Raw genomic sequence first — 16,757 nt, forward strand, 5'->3', positions numbered from 1 at the left:
GCAGTCGGTCGCCATGCGGAGATGGCGGCTCGGGATCCGGGTGCAGCCGCGGCATGTTCCGCTGCCGCCGACGCCGTCCCCGTGAGCTTGCACGGCCGGCCTGTGCGCACAACCTCCAGCGACTCCCGACCGGCGCGTCCCCGTCACGCACGGGGATCGGCCCGCGCACGCAGTAAGATCCTCCAGCGGCGCGCTGCCGCGGGCCCCGTTAGCTCAGCTGGTCAGAGCAGGAGACTCATAATCTCTCGGTCGCGGGTTCAAGTCCTGCACGGGGCACACGAAGGCCCGGAATCCGCTGGATTCCGGGCCTCCGCGCTGTCACGGCCCCGGTCAGGACTCCGGGCGGGCGAGCTCCGACTCCCAGTGCCACGGCTCGGGCACGCGGCCGTCCGGCTCGGCGAAGTCCGGGTGCGTCCAGCCGTGCGCGCCCGCGTTCTGCTTGAGCCAGGTGTACTGCGGGGTGTCGAAGGTCTGCACGCCGCCGCCGATGTCGACGGCCAGGCCGAGGCCGTGGTTCGAGCAGCCGGGGGCCGCGGCGATCGGCGACGACGGGTCGTACAGCTCCGTCTGCTCCTCGTACGTGCGGTAGGCCGAGTTGATGGTGAGGTGCACGCCGAACTCGGCCTGGTAGGCGGCGTCGAGCGCGACGAAGCTCTCGAGGACGTCCGCACGGATGCGGAACCCGGGGTCCCACGGGATCGGGGCCAGGTCGGACTCGGGCACCTTGCCGCTGTCCGGGTGCCAGGTCTGGTCGTCCTCGGGGCATGTGACCGCGTCCTGCGCCTCCGCGAGCGTGTCGGTCGCCAGCGTGATCACCGAACGGCTCGTGCTCAGGTCGCGTGCGGCCCGCTCCAGCGCGGCGAGGTCCGTGCCGGCCAGGCTCTGGTCGGCCGCCGTGCCGGCGTTCGCGGTCGAGTCGATGGCGCCCTGCAGCCGCGCGCGGACCCCCTCGTCGGCGCCCAGGCCCTCCGTGGCCTCGTAGTACTTGAGCGCACGTGCCTCGGCCGCACCGAGCCCCGCGCGGGCCTGCTCCACCTGCGTGCGCGCGAACTCCACCATCGCGGTGCGCACGTCGTCGGTGGCCGCCGTCAGCGCCTCCGCCGTCTCCTCGTTCCCGGTGAGCACACGGGTCAGGAGCGGTTCGGCCAGGAACGCGTCGGCGGCGTCGATCTGCGCCGTGAGCGCCACACGGGTGGACGAGTCCTCCACCTTGCCGTCGGACGCCGTCAGCAGCTGCCTGGCCGCCGCGGTCTGGTCGGCGAGGTCGTCGGCGGAGGACAGGACGTACCAGGCGGACGCTCCCCCGCCGAGCGTCAGGACGGCCACGACCGTGACCGCCACGCTCAGCCGCACCGTGCGCCGGCGGCGGGCCTTGGCCTCGCGCCGCTCCCGGGCCGTGCTGCCTGTTCCTGGTGCGGAGGGGCCGACGGGCGGAGCGGTCTCAGTCGAGGTCACACGGCCAGAACCTACGGCACCGAGCCCCCCGGCGCCGAGCCGCCAGAGGGTGAACTCTGGCACCTTTCGGGCGGGCCCGGCCCCGGCGCGGCCGGGCTCCGGCGCGGCCGCTACCGTGGGGGCCATGGGTTTCTTCTCGCAGCGGCCGACGACGGCCGTCCGGCGCACCGTTCGCGCGCACCGCACGGACACGGTGCTGGCCCAGGCACCGCTGGTCTCGTCCTCGGGTGAGGCCTGGGCGTTCGCGACGCGCGCGGAGCTGCTCCTGGTGTCCGCGCCCGAGGCGGCCGCCGCCCGAGGCGAGGTGGAGTCGCGAGGCGCGCCGTCCGTCGTCGTGCAGCGGGAGTGGGCCGACGTGGACCGCGCGACCTACGACACCGAGTCCAACGTGGTGCGCGTGCACTGGGTCGACGGCGACGAGCCGACGCCGCTGATGCTCGACGGGCGCCGCTCCGCGCTGCCGCAGGTGCTGCGCGAGCGTGTGCAGTGGTCCGTGGTGCTCGCCGAGCCCGTGCGGCTGCCCGGCGGCCGGTCCGCGCGCGTCGCCGTGCGGCGCCGGGTGGACGGCGAGCTCTTCTCCCAGGTGATCGGCGGCAGCGACGTCGACCTCACCGACCCCGAGGTCGCGAACGCCGTCGACGCCGCCGAGGCGCGGGTGCGCAACGCGGCCGGTCTGCCCTGAGGAGGCTGCCATGCACACTCGTACGCTCGGCCAGGGTCTCGAGGTCTCTGCCGTCGGGCTCGGCGCCATGGGCATGTCCCAGGGCTACGGCCCCAACCCCGGCACGCGCGAGGAGATGATCGCGGTGCTGCGGGGCGCGGTCGAGCGCGGGGTCACGCTCGTCGACACTGCGGAGGTCTACGGCCCGTACGTCAACGAGGAGCTCGTGGGCGAGGCCCTGGAGCCGGTGCGCGACCAGGTGGTGATCGCCACCAAGTTCGGCTGGCGCATCGAGGGCGGCACGTCCGTGGGCCTGGACAGCCGGCCGGAGCACATCCGCGAGGTGGCCGACGCCGCCCTGCGCCGGCTGCGCACCGACGTCATCGACCTGTTCTACCAGCACCGCGTGGACCCGGAGGTGCCCGTCGAGGACGTCGCCGGCGCCGTGAAGGAGCTCGTGGAGGCCGGGAAGGTACGCCACCTCGGCCTCTCGGAGGCGGGCGCCGAGACCATCCGCCGTGCCCACGCGGTGCACCCCGTCACGGCCGTGCAGAGCGAGTACTCGCTGTGGACGCGCGACCCCGAACCCGAGGTGCTGCCCACGCTCGCGGAGCTCGGCATCGGGTTCGTGCCGTTCAGCCCGCTGGGGCGCGGCTTCCTGACCGGTGCGCTCGACGCGTCGGCGACGTTCGCCGACGGCGACCTGCGCGCCACCATGCCCCGGTTCGAGGCCCAGAACCGCGCCGCCAACCAGGCACTCGTGGACCACGTGCGCGCCCTCGCCGAGCGGCAGGGTGCGACGCCGGGACAGGTGGCGCTCGCGTGGCCGCTGGCGCAGCGACCGTGGATCGTGCCGATCCCGGGCACGCGTCGCCTCGAGCGCGTCGAGGAGAACCTCGGGTCGACGGCGGTCGCGCTCTCCGCGGACGACGTCGCCGACCTGAACGGCCTCGCCGCGCGGGTGGGTGTCCAGGGCGCCCGCTACAACGAGCACGGGATGGGGCTCGTGGGGCGCTGAGCTCACAGGTCGCGGACGCCGCCCCCGGCCAGCACGGCGCCGATCACGAGCAGCACGATCGCGACGAGCACGGCGCTGTTGCGCACGAGCCAGACCCGCGCCCGGTCCAGGGGGCGGCTGACCCGGTCCTCCGCGAGCCAGAACGCGGCCACGGCGACGATCGTGCCCAGGCAGGCCAGCACCGCGTAGGCGACGGCGACCCCCACGACGGCGCCGGGCGCGAGGTCCTCGCTCGCCACGGTGAGGCCCGCGCCGAGCCCGAGCGCCAGCTCCTTGAGGTTGGCGGCGGACAGGAGAACCCCGATCCGGGCGGCGCCCGCGGGCGATGCCTTGCCCATGGACGCCATCCACCCCGGCTTGTCGCTGTCCGCCCGCGCTCCGTCCGGCCGGACCACCTGCACCACGGCCCAGACCATGAGCGCGGCACCCAGCAGGATGCGCAGCACCGCCCCGGCGAGCGACGGCCCGCGCGACTCCGGCAGCAGGTCGGCCAGCGCGGCGGCGAGCACCACCACCACGGCGAGCGTGACCACCCGCGCCAGCACGAACAGCGCGCCGGCCGCGCGCCCTGCGGGTGCGCCCAGCAGCAGGAAGACCGCGATCAGCGGCACCGGGCTGAGCGCGACGCCCACGGCGTACGGGAGCAGGTCGCCGACGACGTCGGTCATGCTGCCGATCATCGCAGCAGGCGGCCCGGCGCACCCGGCGGGAGCCGTTCGCGGGTGTGATCGACGCCGCTGCGGCTGACCTCGCATAAGCGTCAGGACAACCCGCCAGAACCTGTTAGAGTTTTCACCGGTCGCCCACCCGGTGCACGGGACGGGCGAACGCGATCCCGCGTAGCTCAGCTGGCAGAGCATCCGACTGTTAATCGGACGGTCGTTGGTTCAAGTCCAACCGCGGGAGCCGGAATGAGGCCCTGAACACCCAGTCCACCTGGGAGTTCAGGGCCTTGCTGTGTGCTCAGCGCAGGTGTGCCTGCACTAGAGTCGCCGGATGCCCGACGGTCTGCACCTTCCGATCTGGGCTGGGCGCACGGCCGCGCTGCTCGGCATCGTTCTCGTCGCCTTCACCCTCCGCCAGGCTGTTGCGGCCATTTCGCCGATCCTTGATGCCATCCGCACGGACATCCCCATCTCGAACATCGGCGTCGGGTTGCTCGGTACCTTGCCACCCATCCTGTTCGCGACATCCGGGTTCGTTGCGCCGCGCATCGCCCGCGGCACCGGTCTCGACGGCGGCATCGTGCTCGCACTGGTGCTCATGACCGCCGGTCACCTCGTTCGCTCGTTCGCGCCGGGAGTCGTCGTGCTGCTCGTCGGCAGCGTCGTCGCGTTCGCCGGCACGGGCATCGGCAACGTACTGCTGCCGTCCATCGTCCGGCGCTACTTCCCGGACAGGATCGCTCTGCTGACCGCGGTGTACTCCTGCATCGTCGGTGTGAGCACCGCCGTGCCGGCCGCCCTCGCGGCGCCGCTGGCCGAGCAGGTCGGCTGGCGGTTCTCGCTCGGGATCTGGTCCGTGACCTCGGTCGTCGCGCTCGTCCCGTGGCTCCTGGTCATCGCGCGGGAGCGCCGCCGACGGCTCGCCGACGCCGTCGAGCCACCACGGCCTGCCCGCGCCACGCGCCTGTGGCGGTCCCGCGCGGCGTTGTCGATCACCGCCGTGTTCTCGACCAGCACGATCTGCACCTACGCGGTCTTCGCCTGGCTGCCCGAGATCCTCGGCGACGTCGCAGGATCGACGCCGACCGAGGCCGGGGTGCTGCTCGCGGTGACCGGTCTCATCAGCGTGCCCGGCGCCCTCGTCGCACCCCTGCTCGCCGAGCGGTTGCGCAACGTCGGGGGGCTGATCGCCGTCGGTATCGCGAGCTTCGTGCTCGGCTACCTCGGGCTGCTGCTCGCCCCCGAACCGCTCACCCTGCTGTGGGTCCTGCTCATCGGCTCGGGGTCGATCCTGTTCCCCGCCAGCCTCGTGCTCATCAACTCGCGCACGCGCACCCCCGGCGGCACGGTCTCGCTCAGCGGCTTCGCCCAGGGCGTTGCGTACGCGCTCGGCGCGCTCGGTCCGCTGCTCGTCGGGCTGCTGCACGACGTGACCGGCGGGTGGACCTCGCCGCTGCTGTTCCTGGTCGCGGTCGCCCTCGTGGCTACCGTGCCGGCGATCACCCTGGCGAGGCCTGCGTTCGTCGAGGACGAGCTCGATCGCTAGGGCCTCAGGCATGCTGCAGATCCCACCACGTCAGGAGACAGCAGTGCAGAGCCCCGACATGTCCCACGGTGCCCGCGTGGCCGCCCACGGCGCCGTCTCCACGGCGCTCGGTGGGTACAGCGACGACGCCCTGCAGGAGCTGCTGGCCACGGGTGCGCCCCTCGGCGCCGGCATCGGCGGGGCCACTCGCCTGCTCGACGTCGGGGGCACGGCCGTCTTCGTCAAGCAGGTGCGCCTCACCGATCTTGAGCGGCGGCCGGAGAACTGGCTCTCGACGGCCAACCTGTTCGGGCTGCCCATGTTCTGCCACTACGGCGTCGGGCTCATCGGCGGGCCGGGGTTCGGCGCCTGGCGGGAGCTGGCGGTGCACACCATGACCACGGACTGGGTGCTCGCGGGCGACCACGAGGGCTTCCCGCTGACCTACCACTGGCGCGTCCTGCCCGACGCGGGTCACCCCCTGCCCGAGGAGCTGGCCGACGTGGACCGTGCCGTCGCGTACTGGGGCGGCGGGGAGGCGGTCCGCCGGCGGATCGAGGCGGTCGAGCGATCCTCGGCGAGCCTCGTGCTGTTCCTCGAGTACATCCCGCACACCCTGCACGACTGGTTGTGGCGGCAGGTCGAGGCCGGGAAAGCCGAGAGCGCCTGCGCCATGGTGGACGCCGAGCTCGGTGCGGGCATCGACGCCATGAACGCCCGCGGCCTGCTGCACCTCGACGCGCACTTCGAGAACATCCTCACGGACGGCTCCCGGCTCTACCTCGCGGACTACGGCCTCGCGGTCTCCGACCGCTTCGAGCTCGCGCCGGACGAGGTGAGGTTCCTCGACGAGCACCGGGACTACGACCGCGCCTACGCGGCCACGCACCTGGTCACCTGGCTGACGGTCGCCCTGCGCGGGTACGACCCGGAGGCGCGCCGCGAGTTCGTGCAGAAGTGCGCCCAGGGCGTCTCACCGGCGGGCGTGCCGGCCGGTGTCGCGGACCTCCTGCTCCGCCACGCCCTGGTCGCCGCGGCCACGGGCGACTTCTACCGCCGGTTCCAGCGGGAGTCGCGGACCACGCCGTACCCGGCCGGGGCGATTCGCCGGCTCGCCACCCGCCCGGCCTGACCCCGGCCCGGCCCCGCGCGCGACGCCGGTGACGTCACCAGCGGCGTAGCACCGTCGCCTTGGGCCCGGCGACCAGGCTCGCGGGCGGCACGTCGTCCGCCACGACCGCCCCTGCTGCGACGACGGCGTCGCGACCGATGCTGACGCCGGGCAGGATCGTGGCTCCCGCGCCGATCCAGGCGTTCTCGCCGACGTCGATCGGCGCACCCGTGAGGTAGTGCCTGCGCTCCTCGGGGTCGACCGGGTGGCCCGTCGTGACGAATGTGGCCCTCGGACCCACCATGACACCGCGGCCCAGCCGGATGCCCGCGTGGTCGAGGAACGTGCATCCCTGATTGACGAAGACCCGTTCGGCCAGTTCCAGCCGCAGGCCGTGGTCGGTGTAGAAGGGTGGGTAGATGGTGACGCCCGCCGGCAGGGGCCGACCGAGGATCTGCTCGAACAGGGCGGCCTTTCCTGCCTCGTCGTCGAACGGCAGGACGTTGAGGCGCGAGGTCAGCTCCGTCACGCGGAGCACGCGCTCGTGCATCGCGCGGAACTCGGGCCCGAGCACGCGCTCGCCGTTCGCCAGGAGCTCCGGGTCATGAATGCGCAGGTAGCGGTCGTCGGTCACCGGGCGACTGTGCCACACCCTCGGTAACGTCGCAGAGGTCCCCCGCGGGTCGACGGAGACCCGCTCGGCACCACCGAGAGCAGGTCGAGATGGCGAGCCGGATCAGCGAGCTCATCCTCAAGTGCCGCGACCCCGAGACGCTGGCGCGGTTCTGGTGCGAGGTCCTGGACTACACCGAGCTCGGTCGCGAGGGCGACGACATCGAGATCGGGCCGCGCGAGGGGTTCGGTGGCGCGCAGCCGACGCTGGTCCTGAGCCGCGACGACCTGCCGCGCAGCGGCCTGCTGCGGCTGCACATCGACGTGAACGCCGTCGACCGCGACCAGGACGCCGAGCTCGACCGGCTCCTGGCGCTCGGGGCGCGCCCGGTGGACGTCGGCCAGACGGGCAAGGAGTCCTGGCACGTGCTGGCCGACCCCGAGGGCAACGAGTTCTGCCTGCTGCGCCGCCGCCTCGAACCACTCTAGTAACTTCCTGTGCTTGAATATAGCCTGGCTAGTAAATCGACAGAGGAGAACACGTGGTCACCGAACGGGCCGTCCTGCTGGACGAGGACCGCAATCCCATCGGGGCGGAGCCCAAGCACCTCGTGCACTCCGCCCATACACCCCTGCACCTGGCCTTCTCGTGCCACGTGCTCGACGCCGCCGGCCGCGTGCTGGTCACCCGGCGCGCCCTGGGCAAGCTCACCTGGCCGGGGGTCTGGACCAACTCGTTCTGCGGACACCCGCAGCCCGACGAGCCGTTCGAGCAGGCCATCGACCGGCGCGCGCAGGACGAGCTCGGCCTGACCGTCCGCGAGGTCCGGGTCGTGCTGCCGGACTTCCGGTACCGGGCCACCGACGCCTCCGGCATCGTGGAGAACGAGGTGTGCCCCGTCTACCTCGCGGTCACCGACCACGAGCCACGGCCCAACCCGGACGAGGTCATGGACGTCCGCTGGGCGGACCCCGCCGACCTCGGCCGCGCCCTGCGCGCCACGCCCTGGGCCTTCTCGCCCTGGTTCGTGGAGCAGGCACCCCAGATGCCCCTGTACGCATCGGCACGCGAGGAGGCGCCCCGATGACCGAGACACTTGCCCGCGACGCCGTCGACGTCGTCCTGTCCGAGCTGTTCGAGGACAGGATCCGGCGCGCCGCGGCGTCCGCGGACCACTACGCGCTGCTCTGGCGGCGCCTCGCGCGGTCCATCGAGGGCGGCAAACGCCTGCGACCCCGCCTGCTGCTCGACGCGCACCGCGCGTTCGGCGACCCCCACCCCGAGGACGCCACCCTCGCCGCGGCCGCGTTCGAGCTGCTGCACACGGCCCTCCTGCTGCACGACGACGTGATCGACCGCGACCTCAGCCGGCGCGGCCGCCCCAACCTCACCGGCGAGTTCGCCCAGGACGCCCGGGCGGCGGGCCTGCCGCGGCGCGCGGCCACCGCCTGGGGCGAGGCCTCCGGCGTGCTCGGCGGCGACCTGCTGCTCAGCGCCACGTACACGCTGCTCGCCCGGGTCCGCAGCGACGCGCACGGCCAGCTCGTCGAGCTCGTCGACGAGTGCCTGTACCGCGCGGCGGCCGGCGAGCACGCCGACGTCGCCTTCGGGCTGGGCACCGCCCCCGCGTCACCCGAACGGCTGCTGCGCATGATGGAGGACAAGACGGGCGGCTACTCGTTCGCCGCCCCGCTGCGCGCCGGCGCGGCGCTCGCGGGCGCGGGCCCCGACGCCGCCGCCGACCTCGAACGGGTCGGCACGGCGCTGGGCGTCCTGTACCAGCTCCGGGACGACGTGCTCGGCGTCTTCGGCGACCCCGCCCGCACCGGCAAGAGCACCACCGGCGACCTGCGCGAGGGCAAGCGGACCCTGCTCGTCGCCTTCGCGGAGGGCCACCCGGCGTGGACCGCCGTCCGCCACCTGTGGGGCGCCCCCGACCTCGACGACGACGACGCCGGAGCCCTGCGGGCCGCCCTCGTCGCGAGCGGTGCCCTGGACGCCATGGTGGAGACCATCGGCACCCGGCGGCGCGAGGTCAGCGCCCTCATCGAGCGGACCACCCTGCCCCCGGCGCTCCGCGCGCACCTCACGGACCTGGCCCGCCGGCTCACGGAGCGTGAGTCATGAGGCCGTCGTCGTCGCTCGCCCTCTACTCGGACACGGCCCACACCGCGTCCGCCCACGTGCTGACCGCGTACTCGACGTCGTTCAGCCTGGCCACCCGCCTGCTGCCGCCCACCGCCCGGGGCATGATCAAGGACGTCTACGCCCTGGTCCGGGTGGCCGACGAGGTGGTCGACGGCCCCGCGCAGGAGGCCGGGCTCGCCGTGGCCGACTGCCGCGGCGCCCTCGACGCGCTCGAGACCGAGACCTACGCGGCCCTGCGGTGCGGGTTCAGCGCCAACATCGTGGTGCACGCCTTCGCCGCCACCGCCCGGACCGTCGGCATCGACGAGACCCTGGTGCGGCCCTTCTTCGCCTCGATGCGCCGCGACCTCGAACCCCTGACCGGGCTCACCGACGGCGAGTACCGCGCCTACGTGCACGGCTCGGCCGAGGTCGTGGGCCTCATGTGCCTCAAGGCGTTCCTGCACGGCACCGTCGTGGCAGCCGCCGACCGCGAGCGCCTCGAGGAGGGCGCCCGGCGGCTCGGTGCCGCCTTCCAGAAGATCAACTTCCTGCGGGACCTGGGTGACGACGAGAGCCGGCTGGGCCGTACGTACTTCCCGGGCGCGCGGCCGGGCGGGTTCGACGAGCGGTGCAAGGCGGACGTGGTGGCCGAGATCGACGCCGACCTCGCAGCGGCGCGCGCCGTCCTGCCGCTGCTGCCCCCGGGACCGCGGCGGGCGACGGCGCTCGCCGCGGGCCTGTTCGGTGCGCTGAACGAGCGGCTGCGGCGGACGCCCGCGGAGCGGTTGCGCGCGCAGCGGGTCTCGGTGCCGACGGCGGTCAAGCTGCGGATCGTGGCGACGGCGCTGGCCGGCGCCCCGCGGGGGGTGCGCGCGTGAGCCGCCGGGTGGTCGTCGTGGGTGGCGGCATCTCGGGTCTGGCGACCGCGGCCCTGCTGGCGCGGGAGGGCGACTCGGTGACGTTGCTGGAGGCGCGGGACGAGCTCGGCGGCCGGGCGGGCCGGTGGGAGCGGAACGGTTTCCGGTTCGACACGGGGCCGTCGTGGTACCTCATGCCGGAGGTCTTCGAGCACTTCTTCGCGCTGCTGGGCACGACGGCGCGGGACGAGCTGGACCTGGTGCGCCTGGACCCGTCCTACCGCGTCTTCTTCGAGGGCGACGGCGAGCCGTTCGACCTGCCCGCGGACGGCGCGCGCGAGGCGCTGCTGGCGCTCGACCCGGCGTCGGCGCCGCGGCTGGGGGCCTATCTCGACTCGGCGGGCGAGACGTACCGCATCGCGACCGAGCGGTTCCTGTACGCGACGTACGCGTCGCTGCGGCCGCTGCTCGACCGGGACGTGGTGGGCCGGGCGCCGCGCCTGGCGCGGCTGCTCGCGGAGTCGCTGGACCACTTCATCGGGCGGCACACCACGGACGACCGGGTGCGCCGTGTGCTGGGCTACCCGGCGGTGTTCCTGGGCACGTCGCCGAGCGCGGCGCCCAGCATGTACCACCTGATGAGCCATCTCGACGTGACGCAGGGTGTGCTGTACCCGCGCGGCGGGTTCGGCGCGGTGATCGACGCCGTGGCGCGCCTCGCGGAGCGCGAGGGCGCCAAGCTGCTCACGGGGCAGCGGGTGCGGCGGATCACGGTGGCCGACGGCGCCGCCACCGGTGTGGACGTCACCGACGCGACGGGCGGGACGTACCACCTGGCGGCCGACGTCGTCGTGTCGACCGCCGACCTGCACGTCACCGAGCAGCAGCTGCTCGGCCCCGCCCACCGCAGCCGCAGCGAGCGCTGGTGGCGGCGACGCGACCCGGGCCCGGGGGCGGTGCTGGCGCTGCTCGGGGTGCGGGGCGAGCTGCCCGCGCTGGCGCACCACACGCTGCTGTTCGCCCGCGACTGGCAGGAGGGGTTCGAGGCGATCTTCGGCGACGAGCCGACGGTGCCGTCGCCGGCGTCGCTGTACGTGTGCCGCCCGAGCGCGACGGACGACGTCGCGCCGCCGGGGCACGAGAACCTGTTCGTGCTGGTGCCCGCCCCGGCGGACACCGGGATCGGCTCGGGTGGCCTGAACGGGTCGGGGGACGCGGGCGTGGAGCGTGTCGTCGACCAGGCGATCGACCAGATCGCGGCCTGGACGGGCACGCCGGACCTCGCCGAGCGCGTGGTGCTGCGGCGCACGATCGGCCCGGCCGACTTCGAGCGTGACTTCGGGGCGTTCCGTGGTGGCGCGCTCGGCCCGGGGCACACGCTGCGGCAGAGCGCGATGTTCCGGGGTCCGAACGCGTCCTCGCGCGTGGCGGGTCTGCTGTACGCGGGGGCGACGACGATCCCGGGTATCGGGTTGCCGATGTGCCTGATCAGCGCCGAGCTGGTGGTCAAGCGGCTGCGTGGCGACGTGAGCGCGGGCCCGCTGCGGGAGGCCTCGTGAGCGTGAGCGTCGTCTATCTCGCGGTGCTGCTGGTGTCGGCGGTCTGCGTGCTGGCCGTGGACCGCCGGTTCCGCCTGTTCTGCTGGCACTCCCCTGCCCGCGCGGCCGTGGTGCTGGCCCTGGGCACCGCCTTCTTCCTGGCGTGGGACCTGACCGGGATCGCGCTGGGCGTGTTCCTGCACGGTACGGGGCCGTACCAGACGGGCGTCATGCTGGCCCCGGAGCTGCCCCTGGAGGAGCTCGTGTTCCTGCTGTTCCTGTGCGAGCTGACGATGGTGCTCGCCCTGGGCGCCCAGCGCCTGCTGACCCGGACGGAGCGTGTCCGATGACCTACCTGCTGCTCGCCGCGGTGTTCCTCGCCGTGGCGGCCGCTGTCGCCGTGGCCGTCGCGGCCACCCGCCGGGGCGCGGCCCCCGCCGTCGGGTGGCGGGCGCTCGCGCTCGCCACGGGTGCGCTGCTGGTGCTGACCGCCGTGTTCGACAACGTGATGATCGCCGCCGGCCTGTTCTCCTACGCCGACGCGCACGTGTCGGGCCTGCGCGTCGGCCTGGCCCCCGTCGAGGACTTCTCCTACCCGCTGGCCGCGGTGCTGCTGCTGCCCGCGCTCTGGTCGCTGCTCGGGGGTGAGCGTGCTCGCTGACCTCGCGCGTGCCTCACGCCCGCTGAGCTGGATCAACACGGCCTACCCGTTCGCCGCGGCGTACCTGCTGACGACGGGGCGGGTCGACGTCACCCTCGTGGTCGGTACGGTGTTCTTCCTCGTGCCGTACAACCTCGCGCTGTACGGCGTGAACGACGTCTTCGACTACGCGTCCGACCTGGCCAACCCCCGCAAGGGCGGCGTGGAGGGCGCGCTGCTGCCGCCGCGCCGGCACCGCACCGTGCTGGTCGCGTCGCTGGTGGCGTGCGTGCCGTTCGTCGTCGCCCTCGTGGCGCTCGGCCCGCCGTGGTCCTGGGCGGTGCTGGCCGTGAGCCTGTTCGCGGTGCTGGCCTACTCGGCGCCGCCGTTCCGGTTCAAGGAGGTGCCGGTGCTCGACTCGCTGACCTCCAGCGTGCACTTCGTGAGCCCGGCGGTCTACGGGCTCGCGCTGGCCCAGGCCGCGCCGTCCGCCCGCACCTGGGCCGTGCTCGGCGCGTTCCTGCTGTGGGGCATGGCGAGCCACGCCTTCGGGGCGGTGCAGGACGTGGTGCCCGACCGTGCCGCGGGCATCGCGTCGGTGGCGACGGCGCTCGGCGCGGCCCGCACGGTGCGCCTCGCGCTGCTGGCCTGGTGCGCCGCGGGGGTGCTGGTCGCGACCCTCGGCGCCCCGGAGGGGTTCGCCGGCCTGCTCGTGCTGCCCTACCTGGCGCTCGCGCTGCCCTACGCCCGGGTGTCCGACGAGGACTCGGCGCGCGCGAACGGCGGCTGGCGGCACTTCCTGTGGGTCAACTACGCGGTGGGCACGGCCGTGACGCTGATCCTCATCCTGCACGCGATGCGCGAGGGGATCTTCGCATGACCCGGCTGACCTTCTCCGGCGTGGTGGGCCACCCCCGGCCCGAGGTGTTCGCCTGGCACGAGCGCCCCGGCGCGATCGTGCGGCTCACACCGCCCTGGCTCCCGGTGCGCGTGCTGCGGGAGTCGCCGTCGCTCGACCACGGCGACGCCGTGCTCGGCTTCCCGCTCGGCCTGCGCTGGGTGGCCCGGCACACCGGCGCGCAGCCGCCCGAGCGGTTCGCGGACGAGCTCGTCTCCGCACCCCTGCGCTGGGGTGTGCGCTGGCACCACACCCACGAGCTGTTCGACGAGGGCGTGCGCACCCGCGTCACCGACACGCTCGACACCACCGTGCCCGAGGCGCTGGTCCGCCCGATGTTCGCCTACCGGCACCGGCAGCTCTGCCTCGACCTCGCCGCGCAGGCCACGGCCCGGGCCGCGGGCGACCGCCCCCTGGTGGTCGCGATGACCGGCAGCCGCGGCCTGGTGGGCAGCGCCCTGGCGCCCTTCCTGACCACGGCCGGCCACCGCGTGGTCCGCCTCGTGCGCGGCACCCCGCACGGACCGGACGAGCGCCGCTGGGACCCGAGGTCGCCCGCGGAGGACCTGCTGCGCGGCGTCGACGCGGTGGTGCACCTGGCGGGTGAGCCGATCGCGGGCCGGTTCACGCCCGCCCACCGGGCCGCCGTCCGCGACTCCCGGATCGGCCCCACCCGGGCGCTCGCCGAGCTCGCCGGCCGCACCCCGGACGGGCCCCGGGTGTTCGTGAGCGCCTCGGCGATCGGGTTCTACGGGCCCGAGCGCGGCGACGAGGAGCTCACCGAGGCCAGCCCCCGGGGAGACGGTTTCCTCGCCGACGTGGTGGCCGACTGGGAGGCTGCCGCCGCCCGCGCCGCGGACGCCGGGCTGCGCGTCGTCAGCGTGCGCACCGGCCTCGTGCAGTCCCCGCGGGGCGGCACGCTGCGCCTGTTCCGGCCCCTGTTCGCGGCCGGCCTCGGCGGGCGGCTCGGGTCCGGGCGGGCCTGGCAGTCCTGGATCGGCATCGACGACCTGGTCGACGTCTACCACCGCGCGCTCTACGACCCGACCCTGTCGGGGCCCGTGGCCGCCGTCGCGCCCCACCCCGTGCGCAACGACGCCTACGCCGCGACCCTCGCCCGCGTGCTGCGGCGGCCCGCCCTGCTGCCGGTCCCGGACCTCGGGCCGCGCCTGCTGCTGGGCCAGGAGGGCGCCGACGAGCTCGCGCGCGCCAGCCAGCGTGTCTACCCCGCGGCGCTGCTCGCGGCCGGCCACCGGTTCCGCCACCCCATGCTGGAGCCCGCGCTGCGTCATCTGCTGGGCCGCCCGGAACCTTCCTGACCTGGATCATCACCCGCACCGCCTCGGGACCGCCCGGGCGGGGCTTGCCCGTGCCCGCACACTGGCGTAACTTCGTCCGTACTTTCTTGTCATGACAAATGCGCGGTCGTCGCGCAGTCCCCGAACGAGAGGTTCGCCATGGATGCCGGGCACTCACCCAGGTCAGCCGTCCCCCTGTACGACTGGATGAACAGGATCCCGGGCGGGCTCATGCTCGTGCCCCTCGTGCTCGGCTCCGTCGTCGGCACGTTCTTCCCGGGCTTCCTGGAGCTGGGCTCCTTCACGACCGCCCTGTTCAAGGATTCCGCCCTGCCCCTGATCGCGGTGCTGATCTTCGCCACGGGCATGCAGATCACCGCCCGCACCTCCGGCCCGGTGCTGGCCACGACCGGCACGCTGCTGCTCACCAAGTCCCTGGTCCCGGCGGCGCTCGTCGCGCTCGCGGGCCACCTGTTCGGCATCGAGGGCTTCCTCGGCGTGTCGATCCTGGCGCTCATGGCCACCATCGACAACAGCAACGGCGGCCTCTGGCTGGCCTTCACCGGCAAGTACGGCGACGAGCGCGACCGGGGCGCCTACATGGCCTCGGCGCTCAACGACGGTCCCTTCATCTCGATGCTGTTCCTCGGCGCGTCCGGGCTGGCCGACATCCCCCTGACGGCGTTCCTGGCCGCCGTCGTCCCGCTCGTGCTGGGCTTCGTGGTCGGCAACCTCGACCCGCGCTGGACCGAGGTCATGCGCCCCGTACCGAACATCGTCATCCCGTTCTTCGCGTTCGCGCTCGGCACCGGCATCGACCTGCGCGACGTCGTGACCGGCGGCGCGAGCGGCATCCTGGTCGGCATCGTCGCCGTGCTGCTGACCGCCGCCCTGACCTGGTCGGGCTACCGGCTCATCCTGCGCCGCGGCGCCCGGTCCGGCATCGCGATCGCCGCCGCGACCACGGCGGGCAACGCCGTGGCCACCCCGGCCATCATCGGCGGCGTGGACCCGACCTTCGAGCCGTACGTCGCGGTCGCGACGGCCCAGGTCGCCTCCGCCGTGCTGGTCAGCGCGATCCTCGCGCCGCTCCTGGCCACGTTCGTGCTCAAGCGGCAGGGCGGCCTCACCCCGGCCGAGGACGCCGAGCCGCAGCCGGCGCCGGCCCGCGGTACCGCGTGAGCGGCGACACCGTCGGCGTCGTCGCCGACGACCTCACCGGCGCGGGCGACTGCGTGGTGCAGTTCGCTCGCGCCGGGTGGCCCAGCCACCTCGTGCTCGGCAGCGAGCCGCCCGCGGGCGAGCGCGCCGCGCTCGCGCTCGTCACCGACGCCCGCCCGCAGGACGACGCCGCCGCCGCACACGCCACCGCGGCCGCCGTCCGCACGCTGGCCGACGCCGGAGCCGGACGGCTCTACCTCAAGATCGACTCGACGATGCGCGGCAGCGTGCCGGGACAGGTCGCCGGGGCGCTCGACGCCTGGCGCACCGAGCACCCGGCGGCGTTCGCCGTCGTCTGCCCGGGCTACCCCGCGCTCGGCCGGACCGTGCGCGACGGCGTGCTCCGCGTCGACGGCACGCCCGTCGCGGAGTCGGCGGCCGGGCGCGACCCCGTCACACCCGTGCGCGACAGCGACCTGACCCGGCTCCTGCCCGGCGCCGTCCGCGTCCCGGACCGCATCGACGGCGCGGACGGCGCCAAGGAGCTCGCCGTGCGCCTCGCCGACGCCGGACGCGACAGCGACGTGGTGGTCGTGGACGCCGTCGACGACGCGGACCTGGACCACCTGGCCGAGGCGCTCGCGCTGCTCGGACCGCTGGCCGTGCCCGTCGGCTCGGCCGGGCTCGCGGCGGCGCTCGCCCCGCGCTGGGGCGGCACCACCGAGCGACCCGAGCCGGACGACGCCGTGGCCGAGCGCGTGGTCGTGGTGCTCAGCTCGCTCCACGAGGTCTCGCTGCGGCAGGTGGACGAGCTGGTGCGCGCCGGGCCGGACGCGCGCACCACCCTCGCCCGCACCCCGGCGCCCGTACCCGGCGCCACCGGCCGGGAGCAGGCCGAGCGCGCGGCGAGCACCCTCGCGGACACCGTGGCCGACGTCGTCGCGCGGACCCGCCCCGACGCCCTCGTCCTCCTGGGCGGCGACGGCGCACGCGCCGTCCTGGCCCGGCTCGGCGCCCGCAGCGTGCGGGTCACCGGATCCGTCGCCGAGGGCGTGCCGCTGGGCCGGCTCGTCGGCGGACCGGCCGACGGCACCGTCGTCGTGACCAAGGCCGGCGGCTTCGGCACCGACCGGACCGTCGTCGACGTCCTCGCCCACCTACGTCGTACTGTTCCCACCAGGAGGTAG

18 protein-coding genes and 2 tRNA genes are annotated in these 16,757 nt (G+C 74.4%); 17 read left to right on the forward strand and 3 right to left on the reverse strand.

The features are described from left to right. Nucleotides 1–202: 202 nt before the first annotated feature. Nucleotides 203–276, forward strand: a tRNA-Ile gene (locus APR03_RS24280). A gap of 54 nt (nt 277–330) precedes the next feature. Here APR03_RS24280 and APR03_RS25395 read toward each other — a convergent pair. After that, nucleotides 331–1,455, reverse strand: coding sequence for a M15 family metallopeptidase (locus APR03_RS25395; protein WP_253839911.1), 1,125 nt, complete (start codon nt 1,453–1,455; stop codon nt 331–333). A 124-nt stretch (nt 1,456–1,579) separates the two neighbouring features. On the opposite strand from APR03_RS25395, the gene APR03_RS24290 reads away from it, so the two are divergent. After that, nucleotides 1,580–2,137 carry a hypothetical protein gene (locus tag APR03_RS24290; RefSeq protein WP_253839912.1) on the forward strand — a complete coding sequence of 186 codons (558 nt, stop codon included), beginning with the start codon at nt 1,580–1,582 and terminating at the stop codon, nt 2,135–2,137. Nucleotides 2,138–2,147: 10 nt separating this feature from the next. Continuing rightward, nucleotides 2,148–3,134: an aldo/keto reductase gene (locus tag APR03_RS24295; protein WP_253839913.1), complete on the forward strand. Its 987-nt coding sequence runs from the start codon at nt 2,148–2,150 to the stop codon at nt 3,132–3,134. A 2-nt stretch (nt 3,135–3,136) separates the two neighbouring features. Here the strand turns inward: APR03_RS24295 and APR03_RS24300 are convergent, their stop codons facing one another. Beyond that, nucleotides 3,137–3,802, reverse strand: a complete 666-nt coding sequence (locus APR03_RS24300; RefSeq protein ID WP_253839914.1) for a GAP family protein — start codon at nt 3,800–3,802, stop codon at nt 3,137–3,139. A gap of 165 nt (nt 3,803–3,967) precedes the next feature. Between APR03_RS24300 and APR03_RS24305 the strand changes: the two genes are divergently transcribed. From APR03_RS24305 to APR03_RS24315, 3 genes are all read left to right on the forward strand, one after another. Continuing rightward, nucleotides 3,968–4,040: transfer RNA gene (locus APR03_RS24305), tRNA-Asn, on the forward strand. Between the two features lie 90 nt (nt 4,041–4,130). After that, complete coding sequence (locus APR03_RS24310; protein WP_253839915.1) at nt 4,131–5,345, forward strand: MFS transporter; 1,215 nt, start codon at nt 4,131–4,133, stop codon at nt 5,343–5,345. Nucleotides 5,346–5,388: 43 nt separating this feature from the next. Further along, complete coding sequence (locus APR03_RS24315) at nt 5,389–6,456, forward strand: BUD32 family EKC/KEOPS complex subunit (RefSeq protein WP_253839916.1); 1,068 nt, start codon at nt 5,389–5,391, stop codon at nt 6,454–6,456. Nucleotides 6,457–6,490: 34 nt separating this feature from the next. Here the strand turns inward: APR03_RS24315 and APR03_RS24320 are convergent, their stop codons facing one another. Beyond that, nucleotides 6,491–7,069 (reverse strand): DapH/DapD/GlmU-related protein, encoded by a 579-nt coding sequence (locus tag APR03_RS24320; RefSeq protein WP_253839917.1) that lies wholly within the window; start codon nt 7,067–7,069, stop codon nt 6,491–6,493. 89 nt (nt 7,070–7,158) lie between these two features. Between APR03_RS24320 and APR03_RS24325 the strand changes: the two genes are divergently transcribed. The 11 genes from APR03_RS24325 (at nt 7,159) to APR03_RS25400 (ending at nt 16,757) form a co-directional block, all read left to right on the forward strand. Beyond that, nucleotides 7,159–7,536 (forward strand): VOC family protein, encoded by a 378-nt coding sequence (locus tag APR03_RS24325; protein WP_253839918.1) that lies wholly within the window; start codon nt 7,159–7,161, stop codon nt 7,534–7,536. A 53-nt stretch (nt 7,537–7,589) separates the two neighbouring features. After that, entirely contained in the window at nt 7,590–8,135 is a 546-nt protein-coding gene (gene idi / locus APR03_RS24330; protein ID WP_253839919.1) for an isopentenyl-diphosphate Delta-isomerase, read from the forward strand. After that, the gene (locus tag APR03_RS24335) at nt 8,132–9,175 is read left to right on the forward strand and encodes a polyprenyl synthetase family protein (protein ID WP_253839920.1); all 1,044 of its coding nucleotides are present in this window, start codon (nt 8,132–8,134) and stop codon (nt 9,173–9,175) included. The genes idi and APR03_RS24335 overlap by 4 nt, the downstream gene beginning before the upstream one ends. Next, nucleotides 9,172–10,056: a phytoene/squalene synthase family protein gene (locus tag APR03_RS24340; protein WP_253839921.1), complete on the forward strand. Its 885-nt coding sequence runs from the start codon at nt 9,172–9,174 to the stop codon at nt 10,054–10,056. The genes APR03_RS24335 and APR03_RS24340 overlap by 4 nt, the downstream gene beginning before the upstream one ends. Then, nucleotides 10,053–11,594 carry a phytoene desaturase family protein gene (gene crtI, locus APR03_RS24345; RefSeq protein WP_253839922.1) on the forward strand — a complete coding sequence of 514 codons (1,542 nt, stop codon included), beginning with the start codon at nt 10,053–10,055 and terminating at the stop codon, nt 11,592–11,594. Before APR03_RS24340 ends, crtI begins: the two co-directional genes overlap by 4 nt. Before the next feature lie 2 nt (nt 11,595–11,596). Next, nucleotides 11,597–11,923, forward strand: a complete 327-nt coding sequence (locus APR03_RS24350) for a lycopene cyclase domain-containing protein (RefSeq protein WP_253839923.1) — start codon at nt 11,597–11,599, stop codon at nt 11,921–11,923. Next, nucleotides 11,920–12,234 (forward strand): lycopene cyclase domain-containing protein, encoded by a 315-nt coding sequence (locus APR03_RS24355; RefSeq protein WP_253839924.1) that lies wholly within the window; start codon nt 11,920–11,922, stop codon nt 12,232–12,234. Before APR03_RS24350 ends, APR03_RS24355 begins: the two co-directional genes overlap by 4 nt. Then, nucleotides 12,224–13,093 (forward strand): prenyltransferase, encoded by an 870-nt coding sequence (locus APR03_RS24360; protein ID WP_253839925.1) that lies wholly within the window; start codon nt 12,224–12,226, stop codon nt 13,091–13,093. The genes APR03_RS24355 and APR03_RS24360 overlap by 11 nt, the downstream gene beginning before the upstream one ends. Continuing rightward, entirely contained in the window at nt 13,090–14,430 is a 1,341-nt protein-coding gene (locus tag APR03_RS24365; RefSeq protein ID WP_253839927.1) for a TIGR01777 family oxidoreductase, read from the forward strand. Before APR03_RS24360 ends, APR03_RS24365 begins: the two co-directional genes overlap by 4 nt. 186 nt (nt 14,431–14,616) lie before the next feature. After that, on the forward strand, nt 14,617–15,591 hold the full coding sequence (locus tag APR03_RS24370) for a 2-keto-3-deoxygluconate permease (RefSeq protein WP_253839929.1): 975 nt from the start codon (nt 14,617–14,619) through the stop codon (nt 15,589–15,591). Next, complete coding sequence (locus tag APR03_RS25400; RefSeq protein ID WP_253839931.1) at nt 15,588–16,757, forward strand: four-carbon acid sugar kinase family protein; 1,170 nt, start codon at nt 15,588–15,590, stop codon at nt 16,755–16,757. The genes APR03_RS24370 and APR03_RS25400 overlap by 4 nt, the downstream gene beginning before the upstream one ends.

Origin of the sequence: Promicromonospora thailandica (genome assembly GCF_024171955.1) — a bacterium.
In the GTDB taxonomy this organism is placed as follows: Bacteria; Actinomycetota; Actinomycetes; order Actinomycetales; family Cellulomonadaceae; genus Promicromonospora; species Promicromonospora thailandica.

What these genes read in the sequence shown, in the direction of transcription:
- APR03_RS24335 (WP_253839920.1), top strand. Translation starts at nt 8,132, where the DNA reads ATGACCGAGACACTTGCCCGCGACGCCGTCGACGTCGTCCTGTCCGAG.
- APR03_RS24310 (WP_253839915.1), top strand. Translation starts at nt 4,131, where the DNA reads ATGCCCGACGGTCTGCACCTTCCGATCTGGGCTGGGCGCACGGCCGCG.
- APR03_RS24300 (WP_253839914.1), bottom strand. Translation starts at nt 3,802, where the DNA reads ATGACCGACGTCGTCGGCGACCTGCTCCCGTACGCCGTGGGCGTCGCG.
- APR03_RS24325 (WP_253839918.1), top strand. Translation starts at nt 7,159, where the DNA reads ATGGCGAGCCGGATCAGCGAGCTCATCCTCAAGTGCCGCGACCCCGAG.
- APR03_RS24355 (WP_253839924.1), top strand. Translation starts at nt 11,920, where the DNA reads ATGACCTACCTGCTGCTCGCCGCGGTGTTCCTCGCCGTGGCGGCCGCT.
- APR03_RS24340 (WP_253839921.1), top strand. Translation starts at nt 9,172, where the DNA reads ATGAGGCCGTCGTCGTCGCTCGCCCTCTACTCGGACACGGCCCACACC.
- APR03_RS24290 (WP_253839912.1), top strand. Translation starts at nt 1,580, where the DNA reads ATGGGTTTCTTCTCGCAGCGGCCGACGACGGCCGTCCGGCGCACCGTT.
- APR03_RS24365 (WP_253839927.1), top strand. Translation starts at nt 13,090, where the DNA reads ATGACCCGGCTGACCTTCTCCGGCGTGGTGGGCCACCCCCGGCCCGAG.
- APR03_RS24295 (WP_253839913.1), top strand. Translation starts at nt 2,148, where the DNA reads ATGCACACTCGTACGCTCGGCCAGGGTCTCGAGGTCTCTGCCGTCGGG.
- APR03_RS24370 (WP_253839929.1), top strand. Translation starts at nt 14,617, where the DNA reads ATGAACAGGATCCCGGGCGGGCTCATGCTCGTGCCCCTCGTGCTCGGC.